The organism is Ruegeria sp. AI3 (genome assembly GCF_056541245.1).
The window spans coordinates 193425-216009 of record NZ_JBQFYA010000008.1; the positions used below are offsets into that span (position 1 = coordinate 193425).

Here is a 22585-nt window from a genome sequence, read left to right on the forward strand (position 1 = left end):
GATTACGCAGCAGGCGCGAATAGTTGGCCAGGCGTGACCTTGCTGCACCCCGCTTCGCGCCGCATATACAAGACCCAGGCGCCACGGCAGGCAAGCGAGCAGACAGTCATGAGCAACGAGACTTATACAGTCGTCTCCACGATGAAAAACGAAGGCCCCTACATCATTGATTGGGTGGCGCATTACAAAACGCTGGGCTTTGACCATATTCTGGTCTGCACAAATGACTGCACTGATCCCACCGTCGAAATCCTTCTGCGCCTGCAAGAGATGGGGCTGGTCACACAGCACAACACAATCATTCGCGGCGGCGGGATTCACCGTTCGGCCCTGCGGCAGGCCTCGCGCCGCTACGACATCGTGATGGACGCCAAATGGGTCTTTGTCTGCGATGTAGATGAGTACCTGAATATCCATATGGGCGATGGCTCGGCCCGTGCGCTGGTCGAAGGATCCGGTGCGGATGCGGATGTGATCTCTGTGCCTTGGCGGGTCTTCGGCCCAGACCACATCGAACGGTTCGACGATGCGCCCGTTACCCAGCAATTCACCATGGGTGAGTTTGAATGGGACGCGAAGGAGCGGCCCAATACCGGCAAATTCGTCAAATCCATTTACACCAACCAGCATAAATTCAAGCGGATGGGCCTGCATGCTCCGGTGTCGCTGGATGAGCATATCTCGGACACGAAGCGTGTTCTGCCAGGCGGCGCGGACTACGTCGTTGATGGCGCCCGCACCGAGAACCCGCCTTTGTTTACCCACGCACAGGTCAACCACTACGCGTTGCGTTCGATGGAGAGTTTTCTGATCAAACGCGCGCGCGGGCGGGCGAACCACAGCCACCACGTGCTGGGTATGGAATACTGGGACAGGTTCAACCTCAACGACGAAAAAGACACCTCGATCGAGCGCTACGCCCCCCAAAGCAACAAGCTGGCGGAGGAACTGAAATCGGACCCGGTTTTGGGCGATCTGCATGCGAGGGCGGTGGAATGGCACCGGCGCAAGGCAGCCTCAATGAAGCTGGATCCGGAAATGGATGAGCTGGTCAACGGACTTAAAGCCGCGCTTTAGGCTCTAATGCTGGGTTTCCCCGTCATGATCGACGGTAAAGAACCAATCCTTGTCGGGGTCACGTTCCAGCACGTCATCCGGAATGGATGAAGGACCTTTGAGGAACACATTCGCCCCGAAATGCCGGTGCAGACGCGCAAGCTTTTCAAGGCGCGCGCCGGTCAGTTCGGCGTAGAACGCGGCGTAGTTCGGCGTGGCCTTCAGCTCCGCGATCTTGGCGCGGTGGCGATCTACCGAATGGGCATGTGCGGCGGCGATCTCGGGATCGCTGAGCAGGCGGTCCAACTCGGCCCGCATCGCTGGCACCATGCGCGCTATGGAATGATCCTCGGCGTAGTTGTTGTTCATGCGGAACCAGTAGGCGAGGCCCTGATCCCGCTCAACATGGTTCACCCGGCCCCGGTCGCGCTTGACCAAAAAGCTCTCGGCAGAGCGGACGGCGTAGTGGTTCAACTGCACCAGATCATAGCCATAGGTGTTGATCGTGGACCGCCAGCCATTGCGAAACATCGAACGTGGCATCGGCGCGCCGGACCCGTTGACCCAGTTGATCTCCTCCCACAATTGCGGATTGAGGCCCTTGGGGCGATGCACCCCCAGCTTTCGGAACAGGCCGATATTGCGGAACAGCGTCTTGAACCCCCAGGCCTGATGCGGTTTGCGGGCATATTCAGGGGCGCAGCGCTGGAACTGTTCGATGATGGGCCGGTCCTCGAACCCATGCAGATCGCCATTGCCGAACAGCCGCCAAGTCATCGCGATCATGTTGGCGTCAGGCACAGCGGCAAACAGCGCGTCCAGAGTGCCGTCGCCGCATTTGATGTTCACGTATTCGTCCACATCAATGCAGGCGACCCACGTCGCGTCTTTGACGATCTGCTCATCATCCGCGGAATGCAGGGCCGCGTGCTGCGGGCGCATGTCCATCTGACGGAACGGGTTGTCTCGGTGTTGAACCAGGCCTTTGCTTTGCAGCATCTCCAGCATCGTATCGGTGCCGTCGGTGCAGTCATTGGTGTAGATCAGGAAGTCATCGAACCCGATGGCCCGATGATAGGCGAGCCATTCCAGAATGAATGGGCCTTCGTTCTTCATCGTGGTCACGATGGCACACCGCCCGCGCCCTGTTTGCTGTGAAGTGACCTCCAACTCGGGCATCCGCACTGGCTTGTGCCCCCAGGTCGTGGCGGACAATTGCAACAGCGGCTCATGCTCGATCAGAGAGGTCTTGGGCACGATTTTCGAGATCGAACGTGTCGGGTGCCGCAACAACATGTGACGGTAGAACCCCATAGTTCGGGTCGAATCCGGGCGCGCATTTCCGACCCGGACCAGCCGCCAGACCGCATCTGGGGCGGATTTGGCCGGCGCGATGCACCAGCGCTGCCGACCGCCCGTCGCATCAAACTGCACACAGATATGATCGCCGAAATGCGCCTTTTGGCCCACACGCACGCGCCACGGATAGCAATGCCGTCCGAACAGCGCGATCAGCCCGCCCTCGGATGCAACGGCTGCGTCGAAGACGGATGTATCTGTTTCGACCATAAGGTCATGCACGTCGATATTTGCCACGGCGCGCGCCTGCGCCAGAAACCGTGTGCGCATGATTTCATAGACCGAAAACGCTCCAAGCGGGCTGTCCCATGGGCTGGGGGGCGGGACCTTCATCCGGTCCTTGCCCGGCGACTCGCTAACGCAATAGGGGTGCGCCTCGGGTGGCAGGTCGGGCTTGCCCAGCGGCACCCGGCTTTGAACCAGAACCACCTGACAGGTTAGAGCGTGAGCTTCCAAACCCTCGCGAAGCGCGGCGACAAACCCATCCTCGGCACCCGGAGGGGCGCGATCCAGGATCACTGCGGCCTCAAGACCCTGCGTTTCGATGTGATAGGTCAGCCACTGCAACACGATCTCAACGCTTTCGCCGTTGCGTTGAGCGATAAACGCATTCTGTCCCTCAAACAGCGCGCATTCCGAGGGCGCACTGGCCTCAAACGGAACACCGCAGATCGTGAACCGAGGCAAAGCGTGTTGCGGCAAGCGATATCGCAGGATGCGCGCGTCGCCCACAGCGCCCATCTCCTCAAGCTTACTGCCATCAGAGGGGATGACATCCTCAGGCTCGATCAAACGGTCAAAGAACAACGTGACGACCTGCGCGCCGCCATCCTGATGCACAACCGCATCGAGCAGGATCGCGACACCCAAATCCTGACCTGCAAGCTGCCGTTCGATTAGCCCCATCACTCAGCCGCCTTTGACAAAAGCGAGACCTGTCGGGCAACAAACGCGGCCCCCTCTTGCGCCGAGGGCGGGATGCTGTTGACCAGCCCTAGGCGGAACTCCAGCCGTACGGCCTCGATATCTTGCTGCAAGGCCGCATAGGCGGCGCGGTGCCAGTTCAGGCAGGCCTCATGCGCGGCAGCTACGCCGGGCAGGTCCATCAGGTCGGCGTAAACAGCACGGGTCACGTTCATCATTGCGGAAATGCTTGTCTCTTCGACCGTGTTCCAGTTGCGCTCGGCCCAATAGGTCATCCCAATCTCGCGATCCATGTGGTTCGGCAAACCGCGCACGCGTTTGACCATGAACTCTTCACGCGAGCGCAGGGCATAGTGGTTCAGCCAGACCTGACGCGCGCCCATTGGCAGACCATAGAGCGAAATCGCGCCGTCATTCCCCGCAAAGCCCGCAGGCAAGTCCGCCCCATCCGGTCCGATCCAACGCGCAGGTTTTGACGGTTTGCTGCGGGGCCGATGCACCCCCAGCTTCTGAAACGCCGCCGGACGGTGGAGCGTCTTGAACAGGTGGCCGAGGGGAAAATGCAGATCCGCGGGTGCGGCTTGCGTAAACCTCTCGGGCGTCAAACCGCCGCCACGCTTCACTTGGCCGCCTGCGCCAAAGAACCGCCACGGCAGGGCAAGGGCATCGAAGAGCCCTGATGCTGCCTCGAACCGAGTCAGGAGATCGGGCAGAGAAGCATCTTGCAGACACAAGAATTCATCACAGTCAAAAAACAGCGCCCAGTCGGCCGAGGCGTAGGCCGGGTGATCCGAAGCGTGTTTCAACGCCTGCCATTGCACCGCCTTGTTGCCCTTGGGGTTAAAGGGCAGATGTTCGATCCGCGCGTTTTGCGCCAGCGCACTCAGCAACGCATCGGACCCATCCGAGCAATCGTGGCTTAGAACCAGAAACCGGTCGACGCCTGCCGCAAGGTGATGGGCCAGCCATTCTACCAGAAACGGCCCGTCATCCTTCTGACATGTGATGCCCAATAGGGTCATGCATGACCTCTGACTGCTCTTGGTCTTTTCATTCACTTATAGGCAGATCGGAACAGGAAAGCCACGCGGTTGATCAGGGAAGGGAGCGCTTGGGTAGCGCCAAAAAACAACGCCCCGCGTCTGGAGGAACGCGGGGCGGGTGTTGCGGCGGTCAGGGAGGAGGAGACCGCCGCAGGTACTTAAGGCGTGTTAGTTCACGGCCTTGGCATCAACCACATCTTTTTCGATGGCCTTGCCCGAGGAAATCTGAATCCGGCGCGGTTTCAGCGCTTCGGGCACTTCGCGCTTCAGGTCAATGTTCAGCATGCCGTTTTCATGGCTGGCACCTGTCACGCGGACATGGTCGGCCAGAGCAAAGCGGCGCTCAAACGCACGGTTGGCGATACCGCGGTGCAGATAGCTGCGGTCCTTGTCCTCGGCGGCTTTCTTGCCAGCCACGATCAGTGCGTTTTCCTTCACTTCGACGGACAGGTCTTCTTCGGAAAAACCGGCGACAGCGACGGAAATCCGATAGGTGTCGGCGTCGGTTTTTTCGATGTTATATGGGGGATAGCTGGGCTGTGCCACGTCGTTGGTCAGAACGCGGTCCATCATGTCGGCGATCTGGTCAAAACCAATGGTGGCGCGGTGCAGCGGTGCAAAATCAAATGTACGCATGTGTCGTTATCCTCATCCTAGAGCGATTTACGATGTTCAGCCCTCCGATCTGGACGGGCCTTGGGTTATACCGGACCCCGTTGTGGCGATCCGATACAAATCAAATGGGTAACGATTTGGGTAAGTTCAACCCCCGCCCGAGCTGATGAATTTCGCGCCCGATCCGGACTTGCCCGAACCCACCTGAAATCTGCGGATATTGGCTTTGGGTTGGGGTACATCCCGCCGCATGATCGCCTTGAGTTCGGAGACGACCGGAGACAGTTCCATCCCGAAGCCGATCTTGCGCCCCCCGCTCTCGCCAATAGCGGAGACAACCGACAAAATCTGCCAGCGCGACCCGTTTTTGGTCAGAACAGCCGACCCCGATGAGCCAAAGGTGACATCGCAATCAAAGGTGATCAGCCCGTCTCGCCGATCCAGGATTCGACAGGATTTTTCGCGTGTTATGGCCTCGGACCGTCCTCGACCGTAAGAGGCGATACTGAGTTCCGAGCCGATGACGGGCCCCTTATACAGGACAAACGGATCGGCAATCGAATAGGGGATCGGTTCCTCCAGCCGCATCAGCGCCACGTCTTCGCGCACACCTTGGTTCGACAGAGGGTCATTGGTCCCATAGCTTGGAAGCGTGGCAATCTGAACCACCTTGCGCTCGGCCAGGGCGACGCCATTGCTCAGCCCAGCGCGGAACGTCACCTCGCCCGGCTCATAGGCCTGTCCGGTGCGTTTGTCCAAGGCACAATGGGCGGCTGTCAGCACCATGTCCTGCGCTATCAGCGTCCCCGTACAGAAGGACCGTTTGCCCACATCAAGCCGGCCGATCGCCTCCCACCCGTAGAGGTCATCGCGATCCGTCAGTGTGCGTTTGTTGCTTTGGGCCTGCGCCGCCGTGGCCACCAAAGAGGCGCACAGGACGAAAAGGGCAAAGGCATTCCTCATGGCCGGATAAACCTTGCCCCGACATTCTTGCCAGACCCGGTGCTGCCCGAAGACAGGCCAAACCCATTGCCATTGGACAGTTCCGCCTGCAACAGCTGCAGCGATCCATCCAGCGCGGTGCCCAATGATACGTTTTCCCCGTTAAGCTCGGCTTTGGCCGACACCACAGATACGATTCGCGGACGCTCACCACTCAGAGAGAAAATCGGCGCGCCAGAGGCCCCGAAATCAACGTCGCAGGACATTACCAAAACACCACGGTGCCCAGCCATGACCGAGCAAACCTGCTGCAGCGACGGGGCTTCGGCCCGGTCATGCGCGTAAGACACGACACCCACCTGCTCGCCTTGGTCGGGGCGTGCACCGGTCTCAAAAGGAATAACGGTGGTGTTTCGAACCGGCTGCCAGAGCTCAATCAACGCCAGATCATAGCGGACACGGTCGCTGGTGGCCCTGCCATTGTATACATATTTCGGATGAATCACGGCCTGACGCGCCGGACGATAGGCCGAAGCGCTCCCACGTCGCCAACCCGCCAGAAACTCGATCCGCGACGGGTCGATTCGCTTCTTGGTATGTTTTTCGAACAGGCAATGCGCGGCGGTCAGCACCAGAGTGGGTGAGATCAACGCGCCGGTACAAAACCCGGTGCCGTCAATATCCAGCCGCCCCACGGCCATCCATTGCCGCCCGGAATCCGACGTCTCGAGGCTTTTCAGCCCGGTATCCTGCGCCGAGGCGGCCATTGGCAGCACACTCAGCGCGATGGCCTTGATCCAGTTGCGCACGCGGTTCTCCGGCTATCCGTTCCGGTCAACTGTTCTACGGGTCGCGTGGGGCGAAAATAGGGCAGGTCGGCTTGGCGGAAATTTCCTGTTCAACTGATGCCAAGGCGCATCATCGCTGCCTAGCGCAAAATAGGCACCTCTGAGGTCGCCCTGCCCGTCTGCAAACCACGAGGTTTCGGGCCTCCGGTGGCCCAATCCAGCAGCTCGACCGTATGAACGATCGGCAGCTCGGTCCCCGATCCGATCTGCATCATGCAGCCGATATTCCCCGCAGCGATCAGGTCGGGCTTTTTCGCCTCAAGCGTTCGCACCTTGCGCTGTTTCAGCTGGCCCGAGATCTCGGGCTGCATCAGGTTATACGTGCCCGCACTGCCGCAACACAGATGGCTGTCAGCGGGTTCAACAACCTTGAAGCCAGCGCTTTTCAGCAGCTCCTTCGGGTAGGTCTTGATCTGCTGCCCGTGTTGCAGCGAACACGCCGCGTGATAGGCCACGGTCAGCCCTTGATCCGACTGCTCGGGCAGATCCAATTGCATCAGGACCTCACTGACATCCATCGCAAGGGCCGACACCCGTGCCGCGTCCTGTGCCAGAGGGTCATTTCGGAACATGTGCCCATAGTCCTTGACCGTCGTCCCACAGCCCGAGGTGTTAATGACGATGGCGTCCAGCCCATCCCCATCCATTTCACGCACCCAAGCACGGATATTGCTTGCAGCCGCCGCGTGGCTCTGCTTGCTTTTGCCCATGTGGTGGGTCAGCGCACCACAACATCCGGCCCCTTCGGCGACAACCACCTCGCATCCCAACCTGGTCAGAAGACGGATCGTTGCGTCGTTGATATCGGTGTTCAGCGCCTTTTGCGCACAGCCCGTCATCAAGGCCACTCGCTTTTTGCGCGGTGTTTTGGGCGCAAAGCTCTGCGGGTCGTCATTGCGACTGACCGGAGGGATATGTTTCGGCGCCATGTCCAGCATCGCTCGCAGACGGGCATCCGGCATCAAGAACCGGAACGGACGACCCAGCTTGGCCCCCATCAAGGCCCAGCGAAATCGCATCGGATAGGGCAAGATCTGCGCCAGAACCCAGCGCAGCACACGATCGGTCAATGGGCGCTTGTAGTTGTTTTCGATATACTCGCGCGCGTGATCGACCAGATGCATGTAATGCACACCGGACGGGCAGGTCGTCATGCAGGCCAGACAGGACAGGCAACGGTCGATATGTTTTACCGTTTTCTCGTCCGGTACACGCTCATTCTCAAGCATATCCTTGATCAGGTAGATACGGCCGCGCGGGCTGTCCAGCTCATCCCCCAGTACCTGATAGGTGGGGCATGTGGCGGTGCAAAACCCGCAATGAACACAGCTGCGCAAGATCTCGTTTGCGCGTTGAATGCCTGGGTCCTGCAGCTGTTCTTCGGTGAAAGTCGTCTGCATCGGCCTACCCCATCAATCCCGGACTAAACAGAGCTTTTGGGTCGAACCGCTGCCGCAACCCTTGACTCAGGGCTGCAACCGGTGCGGGCTCCGGTTGGAAACGGCCCAGCGCCTCAACGGTTTCGGGTTTAGCCCGCACGATAGAGGCATGGCCCTGAAAACCGCCAAGCCGCGCGCGGACATCGGTGCCCTCATCCACCAACGCCCAGATCAAACCGCCACCCCAATCGAGTAAGAGTTTATTGGCCTCAAGCCGCGCAGTGATCTCCGGCGCATCGCTGGGCTTGACCGAGATCCGCCAGACATCGCCCTCTTTGCCCGCGAACGGGGTCACGTCCCGGATCGCACGCCAGGTGGCATCTGAATCCTCTACAACGGCTACCTCGCCGAACCCCGACAGCACGTCCTGCAATCGTCCGACACGATACGCAACCGAGTCCGCAAACCCCTCAACCCGCAACAATGCCTGACCTGTTTCGGGGGCAAAGGCAGCCCCGCTCACCTCATAAGGCGACCTCAACGCAGCCGACAGAACCTCAACCGCACCCGTGGCATGGGCAACCGGCACGCCCAGGGTCACGACCGCTTCGGGTTTCGGCAACACTTTCAACGACACCTCGGTCAACACCCCCAGCGTGCCCCAAGAGCCCGCCATCAGCTTGACCAGATCATAGCCGGTGACATTCTTCATCACCCGCCCGCCATTCTTGACGACCTGCCCCTGCCCGTCGACATAGCGCACGCCCAGCAGAAAATCCCGGCACGCCCCGGCCAGCACCCGCCGTGGCCCCGAGATATTGGCAGCGACAACTCCGCCTATTGTCGGCTCACCCGAGGTGTCCAGAAGCGCACGGTAATCCGCAGGCTCGAACGCCAGTTGCTGACCTTCGGCCTCCAGCGCGGCGTCAATCTCAGCCACCGGGGTTCCCGCCTGCGCAACCAAAGTCAGCGCACCGGGTTCATAGAGCGATATCCCACGCAACCCATCCACATTCAAAACCGCCCCCGGGCCATACACCCCGCGCGTCCCGCCACCTGCAATTCGCACCGGCCACTGCAACCCGGCCACGATCTCGGCCAGCTCCGTTTCTGTCTCAGGTCTCATGACACTTCTTCTGTTCTAAAATACTTCGGGGGGATGGGGACAGAGCCCCTATTCCGCAGCCATCCGCCGCGCCTGTGAAACGTCCAACGGGAACACCTTGGCCGGATTCAACAGCCACTGCGGGTCGAACACATCCTTCACCGCCATCTGCGCCTCAAGATCGGCCGCGCTATATTGATGCGACATCAGATCCCGTTTCTCGATGCCCACCCCGTGCTCTCCGGTCAGGCAGCCGCCCACATCGACGCAGAGCTTTAGGATATCGGCACCAAACGCCTCGCATTTTTCCAGATCACCGGGCTTATTGGCATCAAACAGGATCAGCGGGTGCATATTGCCGTCGCCTGCGTGGAAAACATTGCCGACAGGCAGGCCATAGTCCTCGCTCAACTCGCCGATGCGGCGCAGAACCTGAGGCAGCGCCGAGACCGGGATCGTGCCGTCCAGACACATGTAGTCGTTCATCTGCCCCATCGCGCCAAAGGCCGATTTCCGACCCAGCCAGATCTTGGCACTTTCTTCAGCGGACTGGCTTTCGCGCAGTTCCACCGGGTTGTGGCGCTTCGCAATCTCGACGGTCTTCGACAGTTGATAGTCGATCTCGGCATCTGAGCCTTCGACCTCGACAATCAGCAGCGCGTGGCAGTCAGGATAGCCGGCATGGGCGAAGTTCTCACACGCCTTGATGCAGAGCGTATCCATGAACTCGATCGCAACCGGCAAGATACCCGACTTGATGATGTCCGAGACGCATTGACCGGCCACCTCATTGTCATCGAACCCCATCAGAACAGGCCGCGCGCCCTCAGGTTTGCGCAGGATGCGGAGCGTCGCCTCGGTCACGACGCCAAGCTGACCTTCCGAGCCGCAGATCACGCCCAACAGGTCCAGCCCGCCGGAATCCAGATGCGCGCCGCCGATCTCGACCACGCTGCCATCCATCATCACCATGGTCACGCCCAACAGGTTGTTGGTGGTCACGCCGTATTTCAGGCAATGCGCTCCGCCCGAATTCATCGCGATGTTCCCCGCAATCGCACAGGCCAGCTGGGATGATGGATCGGGGGCGTAGAAGAAATCCTCCTCTTCAACCGCGCCAGTCACGCTGAGATTGGTGCGGCCGGTCTGAACGCGGATGAAACGGTTGTCATAGTCCGTCTCCAGCACGTCATTCATGCGCGCGACGCCAAGGATCACACAATCCGCCGTTGGCAGCGCCCCGCCGGCCAACGAAGTCCCCGAACCGCGCGGGACCACCGGCACGCCTTCGTCATGGCAAATGCGCAGCACGTCCGAGACCTCCTGCGTGGTCGAAGGCAGCACCGCCAGCATGGGTGGGCAACGATACGCGGTCAGCGCGTCACACTCATAGGCCCGCGTTTCCGACGGGTCGTGAATCACTGCGTCCTCAGGCAAAACCTGCAGCAATCGCGCCAGAACGGCCTGCTTTCGGGCAAGCACATCAGGATTTGGCTGGGGCATTTCCATGGCTGATCCTCCAATTTGGTAAAATAATATTACCAATTTCTCCGTCTGGCAAGTTTTATGATCTGACCCTACTGTCGCGCCATGACCTGGATTGATCGCGCGCTTATGTTTTCGACGCTGGACTATGCGGCCGTTTTGCTTTTGCTGGTGGCCTGGCAAGGGATCGGCTGGAAGATCGAACACCCTTCGCCGGGCAAACTGTCTGTTGCGATGATGATGGACGATTTCCGCCGCGGCTGGATGCACGAGATGGTCACCCGCCAGCCCCGCATGTTCGACGCACAGGTTGTTGCAGCCATGCGGCAGGGCAGCACCTTTTTCGCCTCAACCACGATGATCGCAATTGGCGGTGGGCTGGCCTTGTTGGGTAATACCGAGCAACTGGCAGGCGTTGCCAGCGATCTGGCCATCGGCAGCGCCCCTGCATTGGTGTGGGAGATTAAGATCCTCGTCGTAATCCTGTTTCTGGCAAACGCGTTTCTAAAATACGTCTGGGCGCACCGCTTGTTCGGCTACTGCGCCGTTCTGATGGCGGCCGTGCCGAATGAACCCGATGACCCGGAAGCCTACCCGCGCGCTAGGCAAGCCGCCGAGATCTGTGTGACCGCCGCCCGCAGTTTCAACCGCGCGCTCAGGGCCACCTACTTCGCGCTTGCCTCGCTTGCGTGGTTTCTAGGCCCCATCGCGTTGATCATTGGCACCGTGATCACATTCGGTGTTCTCTACCGGCGTGAGTTCGCATCACATTCGAGAACGGTGCTTCTGACCTTGCCCCCTGACACCAAGACGTGATCCCTATTTCGCAACCAATTCCTTAGGATCTGCCCATGCGCTATCTGATTCTGACTGCTTTCTTTGCCACACCCGTTCTTGCCGATCCTCCGACCATCGAGAGCGTCTCGGCCAGCCGCAGCGGAGATACGTGGCGTTTTGATGTGACGATCCGGCATCCGGATACCGGATGGGATGACTACGCCGATGGTTGGCGTGTGCTGGACATGGACGGGGCCGAGCTTGGTATGCGCGTGTTGCATCACCCGCATGTGGACGAACAGCCCTTCACCCGCTCGCTGAGCGGCGTTTCGATTCCCGAAGGTATCACGCAGGTGCAGATTCAAGCCCGCGACAATGTCGGCGGTTGGAGCGAAGACACCACGATCATCGACCTGAACTAAGGATCAGAACACCCCGAGGCTCAGCCCCGCCGCCATAGCAGCGCCGATCTCGCGGCATTGATCCAGCTGGTCTTCGGGGATTGTCTTCTCAGCCAGTATCGCCTCAGGCGATTGAGCATAAGTGCAGATGATCAAAGGCGGCTGCACTTCTTTCAACCGCCAGCCGGTGGCGATGCGGGCGGTTTGACGGGCGGCGTTCTCTCCGTCAGACCCGGCACACACCATCTGAGCGTAGGGGCGACCTTCGACCCGGCCCAGAACGGGATAATAGCTGCGATCGAAGAACTCTTTCATCAGGCCAGAAATCGCGGCGAGGTTTTCGGGGGCGCAGAAAATGTAGCCGTCGGCGGCCAGCAGATCGTCGGGCCCGGCCTGATCTGCGGTTTTCAGGACGATATCTGCCTCATCCCTACCGGCCTCGGCCGCTGCTTCGGCCATTTGCCGAGCACCGCCGGTGCGCGAATGATAGACAATCAGAAGCTGCGCCATGTCAGACCCGTTTCAGACCCGGTGATAGGGGCCGCCCGACAAGATGGTTGCGGCCCGGTAGAGTTGCTCGGCCAACATTACACGGACCAGCATATGGGGCCAGACCATGGACCCGAATGAGATGGAAAAATCCGCCTCAGCGCGCAGTGAAGGGTCAATTCCATCTGCTCCACCGATGATCAGCGCCAGATCCTGCCGCCCGGCGTCGCGCCAATACCCCAGCTTTTGGGCAAAATCCGGTGAAGACATCAGCCGTCCGCGCTCATCCAGCGTAAAAATCACAGCGCCTTTGGGCAGTGCCTTGCGCAGCAGACCGGCCTCGGCGCCCATGCCTGCGTTTTTCTTGTCTTCAACCTCGATCATCCGCGCAGGACCAAGGCCCAGGCCACGGCCAGTGCGGTCGAAACGGGTCAGGTAATCGTCAAGCAGGGTTTTCTCGGGTCCGGCGCGCAATCGCCCGACCGCAACTATGCTGATACGCATATCTCTCTCGCCTCCGGCCATTCAATAAAGGCCGGGATGGCGCCTCAGTTGGCTGAGGCGCTGCCGCCCGCAGGCTGCCACATCTTTTCCAGCTGGTAGAATTCACGCACTTCGGGGCGGAAGATATGGACGATTACGTCGCCCGTATCGATCAACACCCAGTCACCGGCATCCTTGCCTTCGACCTTCGAGGTGAAACCGAATTCCTGCTTGATGCGATCCGTCAGCTTTTCCGCCATGGCTGCGACCTGACGGGTCGACCGACCCGAGGCAATCACCATATGATCCGCAACAGAAGACTTACCTTGCAGGTTGATCTGCACGACGTCTTCGGCCTTGTCGTCGGAAAGTGAGGAAAGGATACGCTCAAGCAGCTTGTCGCTGATTGACTGAGAGTGGGCCATTACACTGGCCCCGTCATCGGCGGGCAAACCCGCCTGGGTATGTAGAGACAGGACATAGTCCTCCTTTGCTGCGCGCCGTAAAACCCGGCGCAGGGTAAATTCAAGGTAGCAAGCGACCCATGACATTTCAATGAAGCACGCCTGATGCCTCGCATGAATGTGCCCTGATGGCATCTGGGGGCCTTACAAGACCTTGATAGACTCGGCCAGTGTCTATATCTGACCGAAATATGAGACTCAATGTAGCCCAACTTCAGAATCTGGAAGACCGCGCGCGGTTGCGCGAACGGTTCTATGGGGCTGCCCGCACGGTTCTGGCCCGCCTATCGGCGGCCTAAGCCACCTCGCCAGCTATTTCTCATTACATACGGGAGAGGACCGATGTCCCCCAAAACACTCTATGACAAGATCTGGGATGCTCATGTCGCGCATGAAGCCGATGATGGCACCTGCCTGCTTTATATCGACCGCCACTTGGTTCATGAAGTAACCAGCCCACAGGCCTTCGAAGGCCTGCGCATGGCAGGCCGCAAGGTGCGCGCGCCGGAAAAGACCATCGCCGTGCCGGACCACAACGTTCCGACCACGCCGGACCGTGTGAACGGGATCGAAAACCCCGAATCGCGCATTCAGGTCGAAGCACTGGACAAGAACGCTAAGGATTTCGGCATTCACTACTATCCGGTGCATGACGTCCGCCAGGGTATCGTCCACATCGTCGGCCCTGAGCAAGGCTGGACCCTGCCCGGCATGACTGTCGTTTGCGGCGACAGCCACACCGCCACCCATGGCGCTTTTGGTGCTCTGGCTCACGGCATCGGGACGTCTGAGGTCGAGCACGTTCTGGCCACCCAGACCCTGATCCAGAAGAAGTCCAAGAACATGAAGGTCGAGATCACCGGCAAATTGCAGCCGGGCGTGACCGCCAAAGACATCACTCTGGCCGTGATCGGTGAGACCGGCACTGCTGGCGGCACCGGCTATGTCATCGAATATTGCGGTGAAGCAATCCGCGATCTGTCTATGGAAGGTCGCATGACCGTCTGCAACATGGCGATCGAAGGTGGCGCGCGTGCCGGTCTGATCGCGCCGGACGAAACCACGTTTGAATATGTCAAAGGTCGCCCGCATGCTCCGAAAGGAGCTCAGTGGGAAGCGGCGCTGGACTGGTGGAAAACGCTCTACACCGACGAAGGCGCGCATTTTGACAAGGTCATCACGCTACGTGGTGAAGATATTGCGCCGGTCGTCACATGGGGCACTAGCCCCGAAGACGTTCTACCGATCACAGCAACCGTCCCGCACCCTGAGGACTTTGAAGGCGGCAAAGTCGACGCGGCCCGCCGTTCGATCGAATATATGGGTCTGGAAGCCGGTCAGAAGCTGAGCGATGTCGAAGTCGACACCGTCTTTATCGGGTCCTGCACTAACGGTCGTATCGAAGATCTGCGCGCCGCCGCGGAAATTCTGAAGGGCAAGAAGATCAAGGACGGCATGCGCGCCATGGTCGTGCCCGGTTCGGGTCTTGTCCGCGCTCAGGCCGAAGAAGAAGGCCTTGCCGAAATCTTCAAAGAGGCCGGTTTCGAATGGCGTCTGGCGGGATGCTCGATGTGTCTGGCGATGAACCCCGACCAGCTGCAACCGGGCGAGCGCTGTGCCGCTACTTCGAACCGCAATTTCGAAGGTCGTCAGGGGCGTGGTGGGCGGACTCACCTGCTGAGCCCGGCAATGGCTGCCGCTGCGGCAATCACAGGACGGCTGACAGACGTCCGTGAATTGATGTAAGGTCCCCTCATATCTAGATATTTGAGGGATTGAACAAATGAGTGACTGGATCAAATGGCTCCTGCTGGGGCTCCTATCCATAGCGTTCGGTATCTTTGTGCTGGGCGCACCTGTCGTGGCATCTGTCGCCGTAACGGTGGTAACCGGTGTGTTGCTACTGATCTCGGGCGTGCTGCAGGTTGTTGGCGGCTTCACGGTTGAAGGCGTCGGCAACAAGATCCTGTCACTCATCATGGGTGCGGTCATGCTGTTTCTGGGCTGGTCTTTTCTGGATCACCCGCTGCAGGGCACGCTGACGCTGGCGACCGTTATGCTGATCCTGTTCATGGCAGGCGGCATCGCGCGGATCATTCTGTCGTTCCAGATGAAGGGAACGCAGTTTTTCTGGCCCACGATGATCTCAGGCATCTTGTCGATCGTCCTCGCAGGCATCATCTGGAGCTATGTCGGGCAGCAACCGCAGGCCCTGCTGAGCATTCTGGGGATCTTCCTGGGCATCGAGATGCTGTTTAACGGGTTCGGATTGGTCTTCATGGCGTTCTTCGTCAAGAACGCACCCAAAGACGAAACAACTGAAGCGAAAGAAGCTTAGACGCGAGGCACGGGCGCGGCCCTACCCCGCAGGAGTGTAGACATGGAAAAGTTTGACAAAGTCCACGGGGTGGCCGCCCCAATGCCACTGATCAATATCGACACCGATATGATCATCCCCAAAGTTCACCTGAAGACCATCAAACGGTCCGGCCTTGGCGTCGTTCTGTTTGACGAGATGCGCTATCACGACGACGGGCAGGAAAACGAAGAGTTCGTTCTGAACAAACCTGCCTATCGCGAGGCCGAGATTCTGGTGGCCGGCGACAATTTCGGCTGCGGCTCCTCGCGCGAACACGCACCTTGGGCCATCAAGGATTTCGGCATAAAGGTCGTGATCTCGACCAGCTTCGCCGACATCTTCTTCAACAACTGCTTCAAGAACGGCATCCTGCCTATCGTGGTCGAAGAAGAGCATCACGCGGTTCTGATGGATGACGCGCACAAGGGTGAAAACGCCCGCATGACCGTGCATCTGGAAGATCAGAAGATTACCACTTCGGACGGTGTTGAGATCACCTTCGACATTGACCCGCACCGCAAGCACTGCCTGCTGAACGGTCTGGACGATATCGGCCTGACGATGGAAAAAGACCATCACATCGACAAGTTCGAGGATCACGCCGGTCAGGCCCGCCCCTGGGTGTGATTCTGGGGACGAATCTGTTGATACTCAACCTAACGGAGTCGCCAAGGCGGCTCCGTTCGCATTCTTGGGGTTGAAAATCCGAGAAACACAACATGTAGGTCTCAAATTGAGATACACGTCGGATTTGCGTCGAAATTGATGCAATCCCGCACCAGTTGCGCCATCATTTTGCCCGAAATCACGTGTTATCTGCACCCTGGCTTGAGCGAATTACCGCTTATCGTCCATGTTTGGTCGAAAGAGGTATCCGTCATAAAACGCAGGCGACGGGCACAAGTTGGAATGAAGCCGACACAGAATTGGCTGGTTCCGGTTTGAAAAAGGGTTCGGATAGTGATTGCACGCACGACAGGGGCGGCGATACGTGGGATTTTGGTCGCCGTTATGGTGTTGACCCCCGCGTTGTACCTGCCAGTTTCATCGACGAACGGGACCGAGGTCATTGTCTTCCTCGCGATCCTCGCGTTCATCCTGACCTTTGCCGAATATAACTCGGCCTTCCCCAGCTTTATTGAATTCCGTGATGCGCCGCCGGTGAACCGTTTGCGGTTCGTTGGCCTGATGTCGATGGTCACGTTCCTGACGCTGATCTGCAAAAACGCCTATGCGCCGACTGAAATGACCCGCTTTTCCTACGCGATGGGCTTGTCCGTCGCGAATGTAGTCGATTTTCCCTATTCGCCGGTTCGGTTGATCGTTTTGATGCTGCCCGCAGATGCTGCCCAGCCGCTGGTTGAGCTTGTGCGTGTCGCTGCCAGCATCGCCTACATGGCCGCATTGGTGACCATCGCAAGCTTCGCCTATGCTGTGAAACTGCGCGGCTGGCCGACTGGAAACGGGGCGTTCAATGTGTGGACAAACCTGCCTCTGTTCGACCCGACCAAAGGCGGTGACGTGGTTACTCGCCTGCAACGCGACGGGCGCCTGAACATCTGCATCGGCATTCTGTTGCCCTTCCTGATCCCGGCAGTGATGAAGCTACTGACAAATATCTTGCTCCCGATCTCGCTAAGCAACCCTCAGACCCTGATCTGGACCATGTGCGCCTGGGCCTTCCTGCCCGCAAGCATGATCATGCGCGGCATGGCGACCCTGCGGATTGCCGGGCTTATCGTTGAGAAACGCCGCGCCTATTCCACAACCGAGTCTACTCAGACCGCATGATCCGTGCCCTGATCCTGCTGATGCTGCCTCTGGCCGCACAGGCAGAGACCGTGCGCGTTGCCACCTATAACACCGAACTCAGCCGCAAAGGCCCCGGGTTGCTGCTGCGCGATATTCAGCGAGATGACGAACAGGTTCAGGCCGTTGTTGATGTCCTTGTAAGGGTCCAGCCAGACATTCTGGCGTTGCAAGGGATCGACTGGGACATGGATGGTTTGGCGTTGACCGCTTTTGCCGAGGCACTGCGCGCGGCGGGGCTGGACTACCCACATCGTTTTACAGCGCAGCCCAATACCGGGATAGACAGCGGGCTGGACCTGGACGGAGACGGACGTACCCAAGGACCGGGCGACTCGCAGGGTTGGGGCTTGTTTACGGGTCATGGTGGGCTGGCCGTTCTGTCCCGATACGAGATCGCACAGGACGAGGCACAGGATTTCGCGTCCCTGTTATGGTCAGAACTTCCGGGGGCTGAACTGCCGGTCGTGAATGGCGCGCCCTACCCTTCAGCACAGGCGCAGGCGGCGCAGAGGCTGTCCTCCACTGGGCATTGGGTGGTTCCCGTCACCACGCCTTTTGGTCATCTGAATCTGATGACCTTTCACGCCACTCCGCCGGTCTTCGACGGGCCAGAGGACCGCAACGGCCTGCGCAATCGCGATGAGATCCGGTTCTGGTCCCTGCTGATGGACGGGCGGCTTGGCCCCGTTCCGGACGGCCCTTTTGTCATCGCAGGCGACGCCAATCTGGACCCCGGCAAGAGCGACGGACGCACCGAGACTATAGCCGCGCTTCTCTCGGAACCCCGCCTGCAAGACCCCCAGCCCAAGACCGCAGAGGGCGACGCCGCAACTGTAAACTGGAAAGCCGTCGGAGAGCTGAGGGTGGATTATGTCCTGCCCTCAGTCGACCTGCAGGTCATCAAGTCGGGCGTGTTCTGGCCCAACCCTGAGGACCCGATGCGCGAGACTGCCCAGCGCGCCAGCCGTCACCGGCTGGTGTGGGTCGATGTCGCGCTGCCATAAGGCCTAGAGCGGGCCTGTATAGGTGCCACGCGCAGGATAATTGTTGCCGAGGGTGAATTTCAGACCGCCAACGATATCCGCCATGGCCGGACGCCCAAATGGCGTTGTCTGCTGCCACGCGTAGTACAGCGTCCGGTCGGTTGCGATATAGAAATGCCCCGGCTCGGCAAAGAAAGCGGGTTCGGCGCTGCCTTCACGCGCGGTTGAGATTTTCAGACCCCAATCCTCACGCGCCGCGGCCAGCGGCAGGCTGTGACCGACACGCAGGCGCGATACACCGGCCTTTTCAGCGGCCTCGGCCGCGCGGTCGGCAGTATCTGTGGTTATCATGATGACCTCGACGCCCAGCGCGGCAAAATCATCCAGCGCCGCTTCGACCTCGGTCATCTGCTTGATGCAGATCGGACAATGCAGTCCCCGATACTGGATCACCAGCGTTCCGTTTTCGCCTTTGTCGGCCTCAAGATCGAACACCCCATGCCCGACAGTTTCGATTTTCAGGCCTGGGACGGGATTTCCCGGTATCAACATGTGTTTTCCTCGCGATTCATCCGGTTCGTCTCATTGACCCGGTGCGGCGCAGACGCTAGGCCCTTTGCGACGAAACGCAAGGAGACTGTCGATGTCCAACCCCTCGCTCCTCATCCTGCCCGGAGACGGAATTGGCCCGGAAGTTATGGCCGAAGTGCGCAGAATCATCTCTTGGTTCGACACCAACCGCGGCCTTCACTTTGACGTGAGCGAGGATCTGGTCGGCGGTGCGGCCTATGACGCCCATGGCAAACCCCTGTCGGATGAGACCATGGCCAAAGCCCAAGAGGTAGACGCGGTTCTGCTGGGCGCTGTTGGCGGCCCGAAATACGACGATCTGGACTTCAGCCTGAAGCCCGAACGCGGCTTGCTGCGCCTGCGCAAGGAAATGGACCTCTATTCCAACCTGCGCCCGGCCCAATGCTTTGACGCGCTGGCGGATTTCTCGTCGCTGAAAACCGATGTTGTAACAGGTCTGGATATCATGATCGTGCGCGAGCTAACCTCGGGCATCTATTTCGGCGAGCCGCGCGGCATCTTCGAGGAAGGCAATGAGCGTGTGGGCGTCAACACTCAGCGCTACACCGAATCCGAGATCGAACGCGCCGCGCGCTCGGCCTTTGAACTGGCGATGCGCCGGAACAAGAAGCTTTGCTCGATGGAAAAAGCCAATGTCATGGAATCGGGCATTCTGTGGCGCGAAGTGGTGAATGAGGTCGCCAAGGATTACCCCGAGGTCGAAGTCACCCACATGTATGCCGACAACGGCGCGATGCAGCTGGTGCGCGCGCCCAAGCAGTTCGACGTGATCGTGACTGACAACCTGTTCGGCGACATCCTGTCGGATTGCGCCGCAATGCTGACCGGATCGCTGGGCATGCTGCCCTCGGCCTCCTTGGGTGCCCCGATGGAGAATGGTCGTCCCAAGGCGATGTATGAGCCGGTACACGGCTCGGCACCGGATATCGCGGGCGAAGGCAAAGCCAACCCGATCGCCTGTATTCTCAGCTTTGCAATGGCGCTGCGCTACAGCTTTGATCAGGGGGACGAAGCCGACCGTCTGGAAGCCGCGATTGAGAAAGTGCTGGCCGACGGCGTTCGCACCGCAGACCTGCTGGCCGATGAAGGTGTGACTCCGGTTACAACCACAGAAATGGGCGACGCAATTCTGGCAGCGCTGGACGCCAGCGTCTGATCCCAGATCACGTTTGAATTGAAGAAGGCGGCACCGGGTGTGCCGCCTTTTTTAATGCTTGGACCCTAGCGCGCTAGTTTCCGCCGAAGATATCCCGGATCAAGTTGTTGATGGCACGCTCGAACCCTCCGCCCTGATTGCGGCGGGGCTGAGGTTGCGCGACCTGCACCGGCGGCTCTGGCGTGATCATCGGCAGAGGTGTCGGCGTCATCCCTTCGGTCACGCGCAGCATCGTCTCTTTCCAGATTTCGGCCGGCAACCCGCCTCCGGTGACACCGGACAGGGGCGTGTTGTCGTCATAGCCCATCCAGACACCGGCCACGTAGTCGGCCGTGAACCCGATGAACCAAGCATCCCGCGCCGCCTGGGTCGTTCCGGTCTTGCCTGCCACCTGCCATCCCGGCAGCTGGGCGCGGCCACCTGTGCCCTCGGACACCACACGCTCCATCATCCAGATCAGTTCCTTGGCGGCTTTGTCATTGATCACCCGCTCACCAATCCCCGTGGTCGTCACCATCACCGGGGTTTCATCGCCCAGCAGCTTCAATTCGGTCAGGCCGTAGGGTTCAACCGACGAGCCGCCGTTCAGAATACCCGCATACGCGCCCGTCATCTCGATCAGGGTGCTTTCCGACGCGCCCAGCGCCAGTGCGGGGCCTTGTGCCAGATCGCTGGCGATCCCGAAACCGGTGGCGACCGTACGCACATTGTCGAGGCCCGAAATCTCGGCCACTTTCACCGCTGGGATGTTCAGAGAGTTCTTGAGCGCGTCCGCCAGCGTAACCTGCCCATAGTATTTGTTGGTGTAGTTCTTGGGGCACCATTGACCCGATCCGGGGATGTTCACGCAGTAGGGCTCATCCATCACCGTATCATAGGGCGAATACCCAAGCTCCAACGCAGTAGCATAGACAAAAGGCTTGAACGACGACCCGGTCTGCCGCAGCGCCTGTGTCGCGCGGTTAAACGCGCCCGAGACGCGGGTTTTGCGGCCGCCAACCATGGCGCGCACCGCCCCATCCGCCGACATCACAACAATCGCGGCCTGCGCTTTCGACCCTTCCCGGACCTTCTCCTGAAAGATGAATTGCAGCGCCTCTTCGGCCGAGGTCTGGATGCGCTGGTCCAATGTCGTGCGGATCACCACATCCTCGGTGGTGTTGCGGGTGAAGAACTCTGGCCCGCTGGCCATGACCCAATCGGCGAAATAGCCGCCTGCACGGGCAGCAGCGGCTTCGGAGAGTTGCGCAGGACGGGCACGCGCTTCACTGGCCTGCGCGCCGGACAGGTAGCCCTGCGCTTCCATCAGCCCAACCACAAGTCGCGCCCGATCCTGCGAGCGCTGCAGGTTGTTCGTCGGCGCATAGCGCGATGGTGCCACCAGGAGACCGGCCAGCATCGCGGCTTCTGAAGGAGAAACCTCGGCCGCAGATTTTCCGAAATAGCGCTGGCTGGCCGCTTCGAACCCACGTGCACCAGCCCCCAGGAATGCGCGGTTCAGATAGATCGTCAGGATTTCGTCCTTGGAGTATTTCACCTCCATCGCCAGGGCATAAATCGCCTCTTTGCCTTTGCGCCAGAGCGAGCCCTGACGGCAATCCGCCTCATAAGCGGCCTCCGACTCCCACGCGGCAGGGTCGTAAGGTACGCCCAGACACAGCAGCTTGGCCGTCTGCTGCGTGATGGTCGAGCCGCCATGGCCCGAGAGCGGACCGCGCCCTTCGCTCAGGTTGATGCGAACCGCGCTGGCCACACCGCGCGGGCTGACGCCGAAATGGCGGTAGAACCGTTTATCCTCGGTCGCGATGACGGCGTTCTTGAGGTGGGGTGAAACGGTATCGGCGGTGATCACCCCGCCAAACTGGTCCCCGCGCCAGGCAAAGACCTTGCCATCGCGGTCCAACATCGTGACCGAGCCGCGTGCGCGACCATCCAGCAAGGCATCGACATCGGGCAGCGAGGTATAGACCACGCCCACCGCCAGCGCGATCAGCATGGCGACCACGGCCCCAACGCGCCATGTCACGCCCCAGACCAGCCGCCAGATCCAGCGGAACAGACGACGGAAAAAACCTCCGCCGTTGCCGCCCGACCGCTTGCGCGTTTTCTTCCGTGCCGTCTTGCGGGTCGTGGTTTTTCGGGCGGTCGACTTCTTGCCCGCGGGCTTGGCAGCCCGCATGGTCGTCGAAGGTTTGCGCGCCTTCGAAGGGTATCTTTTATCCGCGACCAGTGTCGGTTTGCGGCGCTTGGACTCAGACATGCTCAAACTCTGCCCGTTTATACTTTTGCCTCACCATACCCTGACGTCCCGCCT

General features: G+C 59.9%; 23 protein-coding genes. 10 read left to right on the forward strand and 13 right to left on the reverse strand.

Going from position 1 to position 22585, the window contains the following annotated elements; genetic code table 11:
- The first annotated feature begins 108 nt into the window (after positions 1-108).
- The gene (locus ACRZ95_RS13835; RefSeq protein WP_170679631.1) at positions 109-1077 is read left to right on the forward strand and encodes a glycosyltransferase family 2 protein; all 969 of its coding nucleotides are present in this window, start codon (positions 109-111) and stop codon (positions 1075-1077) included.
- A gap of 3 nt (positions 1078-1080) precedes the next feature.
- On the opposite strand, the gene ACRZ95_RS13840 is transcribed toward ACRZ95_RS13835, so the two are convergent.
- From ACRZ95_RS13840 to ACRZ95_RS13875, 8 genes are all read right to left on the reverse strand, one after another.
- Positions 1081-3321: a glycosyltransferase family 2 protein gene (locus tag ACRZ95_RS13840; RefSeq protein WP_170679633.1), complete on the reverse strand. Its 2241-nt coding sequence runs from the start codon at positions 3319-3321 to the stop codon at positions 1081-1083.
- Complete coding sequence (locus ACRZ95_RS13845) at positions 3321-4361, reverse strand: glycosyltransferase family 2 protein (protein ID WP_170679635.1); 1041 nt, start codon at positions 4359-4361, stop codon at positions 3321-3323. Before ACRZ95_RS13845 ends, ACRZ95_RS13840 begins: the two co-directional genes overlap by 1 nt.
- A 189-nt stretch (positions 4362-4550) precedes the next feature.
- Positions 4551-5018, reverse strand: coding sequence for an Hsp20 family protein (locus ACRZ95_RS13850; RefSeq protein WP_170679636.1), 468 nt, complete (start codon positions 5016-5018; stop codon positions 4551-4553).
- A 126-nt stretch (positions 5019-5144) separates the two neighbouring features.
- Entirely contained in the window at positions 5145-5960 is an 816-nt protein-coding gene (locus ACRZ95_RS13855) for a trypsin-like serine protease (protein ID WP_170679638.1), read from the reverse strand.
- Entirely contained in the window at positions 5957-6748 is a 792-nt protein-coding gene (locus tag ACRZ95_RS13860) for a trypsin-like serine peptidase (RefSeq protein ID WP_480555079.1), read from the reverse strand. The genes ACRZ95_RS13855 and ACRZ95_RS13860 overlap by 4 nt, the downstream gene beginning before the upstream one ends.
- Before the next feature lie 119 nt (positions 6749-6867).
- Positions 6868-8187 carry a glycolate oxidase subunit GlcF gene (glcF, locus tag ACRZ95_RS13865; RefSeq protein WP_170679640.1) on the reverse strand — a complete coding sequence of 440 codons (1320 nt, stop codon included), beginning with the start codon at positions 8185-8187 and terminating at the stop codon, positions 6868-6870.
- A gap of 4 nt (positions 8188-8191) precedes the next feature.
- Positions 8192-9292 (reverse strand): FAD-binding protein, encoded by a 1101-nt coding sequence (locus ACRZ95_RS13870; RefSeq protein ID WP_170679641.1) that lies wholly within the window; start codon positions 9290-9292, stop codon positions 8192-8194.
- 48 nt (positions 9293-9340) lie between these two features.
- The gene (locus tag ACRZ95_RS13875; RefSeq protein ID WP_170679643.1) at positions 9341-10780 is read right to left on the reverse strand and encodes an FAD-linked oxidase C-terminal domain-containing protein; all 1440 of its coding nucleotides are present in this window, start codon (positions 10778-10780) and stop codon (positions 9341-9343) included.
- A gap of 81 nt (positions 10781-10861) precedes the next feature.
- On the opposite strand from ACRZ95_RS13875, the gene ACRZ95_RS13880 reads away from it, so the two are divergent.
- A complete protein-coding gene (locus ACRZ95_RS13880) occupies positions 10862-11572 on the forward strand; it encodes a DUF599 domain-containing protein (RefSeq protein ID WP_170644035.1) in 711 nt (236 codons plus the stop codon).
- A 35-nt stretch (positions 11573-11607) separates the two neighbouring features.
- Positions 11608-11955: a hypothetical protein gene (locus tag ACRZ95_RS13885; protein WP_170679645.1), complete on the forward strand. Its 348-nt coding sequence runs from the start codon at positions 11608-11610 to the stop codon at positions 11953-11955.
- 3 nt (positions 11956-11958) lie between these two features.
- On the opposite strand, the gene ACRZ95_RS13890 is transcribed toward ACRZ95_RS13885, so the two are convergent.
- The 3 genes from ACRZ95_RS13890 to rsfS are packed head-to-tail and all read right to left on the reverse strand — an operon-like array spanning position 11959 to position 13331.
- Positions 11959-12444 carry an NAD(P)H-dependent oxidoreductase gene (locus ACRZ95_RS13890; RefSeq protein WP_170679647.1) on the reverse strand — a complete coding sequence of 162 codons (486 nt, stop codon included), beginning with the start codon at positions 12442-12444 and terminating at the stop codon, positions 11959-11961.
- Between the two features lie 12 nt (positions 12445-12456).
- Positions 12457-12927 carry a 23S rRNA (pseudouridine(1915)-N(3))-methyltransferase RlmH gene (rlmH, locus tag ACRZ95_RS13895; protein WP_170679649.1) on the reverse strand — a complete coding sequence of 157 codons (471 nt, stop codon included), beginning with the start codon at positions 12925-12927 and terminating at the stop codon, positions 12457-12459.
- A 44-nt stretch (positions 12928-12971) separates the two neighbouring features.
- A complete protein-coding gene (gene rsfS, locus ACRZ95_RS13900) occupies positions 12972-13331 on the reverse strand; it encodes a ribosome silencing factor (RefSeq protein WP_170379770.1) in 360 nt (119 codons plus the stop codon).
- A gap of 230 nt (positions 13332-13561) precedes the next feature.
- Between rsfS and ACRZ95_RS13905 the strand changes: the two genes are divergently transcribed.
- The 6 genes from ACRZ95_RS13905 (at position 13562) to ACRZ95_RS13930 (ending at position 18545) form a co-directional block, all read left to right on the forward strand.
- Complete coding sequence (locus ACRZ95_RS13905) at positions 13562-13669, forward strand: isopropylmalate isomerase (RefSeq protein WP_152611973.1); 108 nt, start codon at positions 13562-13564, stop codon at positions 13667-13669.
- A gap of 43 nt (positions 13670-13712) precedes the next feature.
- Positions 13713-15116 carry a 3-isopropylmalate dehydratase large subunit gene (gene leuC / locus ACRZ95_RS13910; RefSeq protein WP_170379774.1) on the forward strand — a complete coding sequence of 468 codons (1404 nt, stop codon included), beginning with the start codon at positions 13713-13715 and terminating at the stop codon, positions 15114-15116.
- A 37-nt stretch (positions 15117-15153) separates the two neighbouring features.
- Positions 15154-15708: an HdeD family acid-resistance protein gene (locus ACRZ95_RS13915; protein ID WP_170379776.1), complete on the forward strand. Its 555-nt coding sequence runs from the start codon at positions 15154-15156 to the stop codon at positions 15706-15708.
- 42 nt (positions 15709-15750) lie between these two features.
- Positions 15751-16356, forward strand: a complete 606-nt coding sequence (leuD, locus tag ACRZ95_RS13920) for a 3-isopropylmalate dehydratase small subunit (protein WP_170472726.1) — start codon at positions 15751-15753, stop codon at positions 16354-16356.
- A gap of 333 nt (positions 16357-16689) precedes the next feature.
- A complete protein-coding gene (locus ACRZ95_RS13925) occupies positions 16690-17520 on the forward strand; it encodes a hypothetical protein (protein WP_170555195.1) in 831 nt (276 codons plus the stop codon).
- Positions 17517-18545: an endonuclease/exonuclease/phosphatase family protein gene (locus tag ACRZ95_RS13930; protein WP_170679651.1), complete on the forward strand. Its 1029-nt coding sequence runs from the start codon at positions 17517-17519 to the stop codon at positions 18543-18545. The genes ACRZ95_RS13925 and ACRZ95_RS13930 overlap by 4 nt, the downstream gene beginning before the upstream one ends.
- Positions 18546-18548: 3 nt before the next feature.
- Here the strand turns inward: ACRZ95_RS13930 and ACRZ95_RS13935 are convergent, their stop codons facing one another.
- The gene (locus tag ACRZ95_RS13935; protein WP_170679653.1) at positions 18549-19076 is read right to left on the reverse strand and encodes a redoxin domain-containing protein; all 528 of its coding nucleotides are present in this window, start codon (positions 19074-19076) and stop codon (positions 18549-18551) included.
- Positions 19077-19167: 91 nt separating this feature from the next.
- Between ACRZ95_RS13935 and leuB the strand changes: the two genes are divergently transcribed.
- On the forward strand, positions 19168-20271 hold the full coding sequence (leuB, locus tag ACRZ95_RS13940; RefSeq protein WP_170679655.1) for a 3-isopropylmalate dehydrogenase: 1104 nt from the start codon (positions 19168-19170) through the stop codon (positions 20269-20271).
- Between the two features lie 73 nt (positions 20272-20344).
- Here the strand turns inward: leuB and ACRZ95_RS13945 are convergent, their stop codons facing one another.
- Entirely contained in the window at positions 20345-22531 is a 2187-nt protein-coding gene (locus tag ACRZ95_RS13945; protein ID WP_170679657.1) for a PBP1A family penicillin-binding protein, read from the reverse strand.
- Between the last annotated feature and the right edge of the window lie 54 nt (positions 22532-22585).

Bases quoted from the DNA above. Each gene is read 5' to 3' on its own strand.
- ACRZ95_RS13855 (WP_170679638.1), bottom strand. From the start codon at position 5,960: ATGAGGAATGCCTTTGCCCTTTTCGTCCTGTGCGCCTCTTTGGTGGCC.
- leuB (WP_170679655.1), top strand. From the start codon at position 19,168: ATGTCCAACCCCTCGCTCCTCATCCTGCCCGGAGACGGAATTGGCCCG.
- ACRZ95_RS13850 (WP_170679636.1), bottom strand. From the start codon at position 5,018: ATGCGTACATTTGATTTTGCACCGCTGCACCGCGCCACCATTGGTTTT.
- ACRZ95_RS13935 (WP_170679653.1), bottom strand. From the start codon at position 19,076: ATGTTGATACCGGGAAATCCCGTCCCAGGCCTGAAAATCGAAACTGTC.
- glcF (WP_170679640.1), bottom strand. From the start codon at position 8,187: ATGCAGACGACTTTCACCGAAGAACAGCTGCAGGACCCAGGCATTCAA.
- ACRZ95_RS13845 (WP_170679635.1), bottom strand. From the start codon at position 4,361: ATGACCCTATTGGGCATCACATGTCAGAAGGATGACGGGCCGTTTCTG.
- ACRZ95_RS13885 (WP_170679645.1), top strand. From the start codon at position 11,608: ATGCGCTATCTGATTCTGACTGCTTTCTTTGCCACACCCGTTCTTGCC.
- leuC (WP_170379774.1), top strand. From the start codon at position 13,713: ATGTCCCCCAAAACACTCTATGACAAGATCTGGGATGCTCATGTCGCG.
- leuD (WP_170472726.1), top strand. From the start codon at position 15,751: ATGGAAAAGTTTGACAAAGTCCACGGGGTGGCCGCCCCAATGCCACTG.
- rlmH (WP_170679649.1), bottom strand. From the start codon at position 12,927: ATGCGTATCAGCATAGTTGCGGTCGGGCGATTGCGCGCCGGACCCGAG.
- ACRZ95_RS13840 (WP_170679633.1), bottom strand. From the start codon at position 3,321: ATGGGGCTAATCGAACGGCAGCTTGCAGGTCAGGATTTGGGTGTCGCG.
- ACRZ95_RS13915 (WP_170379776.1), top strand. From the start codon at position 15,154: ATGAGTGACTGGATCAAATGGCTCCTGCTGGGGCTCCTATCCATAGCG.
- ACRZ95_RS13835 (WP_170679631.1), top strand. From the start codon at position 109: ATGAGCAACGAGACTTATACAGTCGTCTCCACGATGAAAAACGAAGGC.
- rsfS (WP_170379770.1), bottom strand. From the start codon at position 13,331: ATGGCCCACTCTCAGTCAATCAGCGACAAGCTGCTTGAGCGTATCCTT.
- ACRZ95_RS13930 (WP_170679651.1), top strand. From the start codon at position 17,517: ATGATCCGTGCCCTGATCCTGCTGATGCTGCCTCTGGCCGCACAGGCA.
- ACRZ95_RS13905 (WP_152611973.1), top strand. From the start codon at position 13,562: ATGAGACTCAATGTAGCCCAACTTCAGAATCTGGAAGACCGCGCGCGG.
- ACRZ95_RS13875 (WP_170679643.1), bottom strand. From the start codon at position 10,780: ATGGAAATGCCCCAGCCAAATCCTGATGTGCTTGCCCGAAAGCAGGCC.
- ACRZ95_RS13890 (WP_170679647.1), bottom strand. From the start codon at position 12,444: ATGGCGCAGCTTCTGATTGTCTATCATTCGCGCACCGGCGGTGCTCGG.
- ACRZ95_RS13945 (WP_170679657.1), bottom strand. From the start codon at position 22,531: ATGTCTGAGTCCAAGCGCCGCAAACCGACACTGGTCGCGGATAAAAGA.
- ACRZ95_RS13880 (WP_170644035.1), top strand. From the start codon at position 10,862: ATGACCTGGATTGATCGCGCGCTTATGTTTTCGACGCTGGACTATGCG.
- ACRZ95_RS13870 (WP_170679641.1), bottom strand. From the start codon at position 9,292: ATGAGACCTGAGACAGAAACGGAGCTGGCCGAGATCGTGGCCGGGTTG.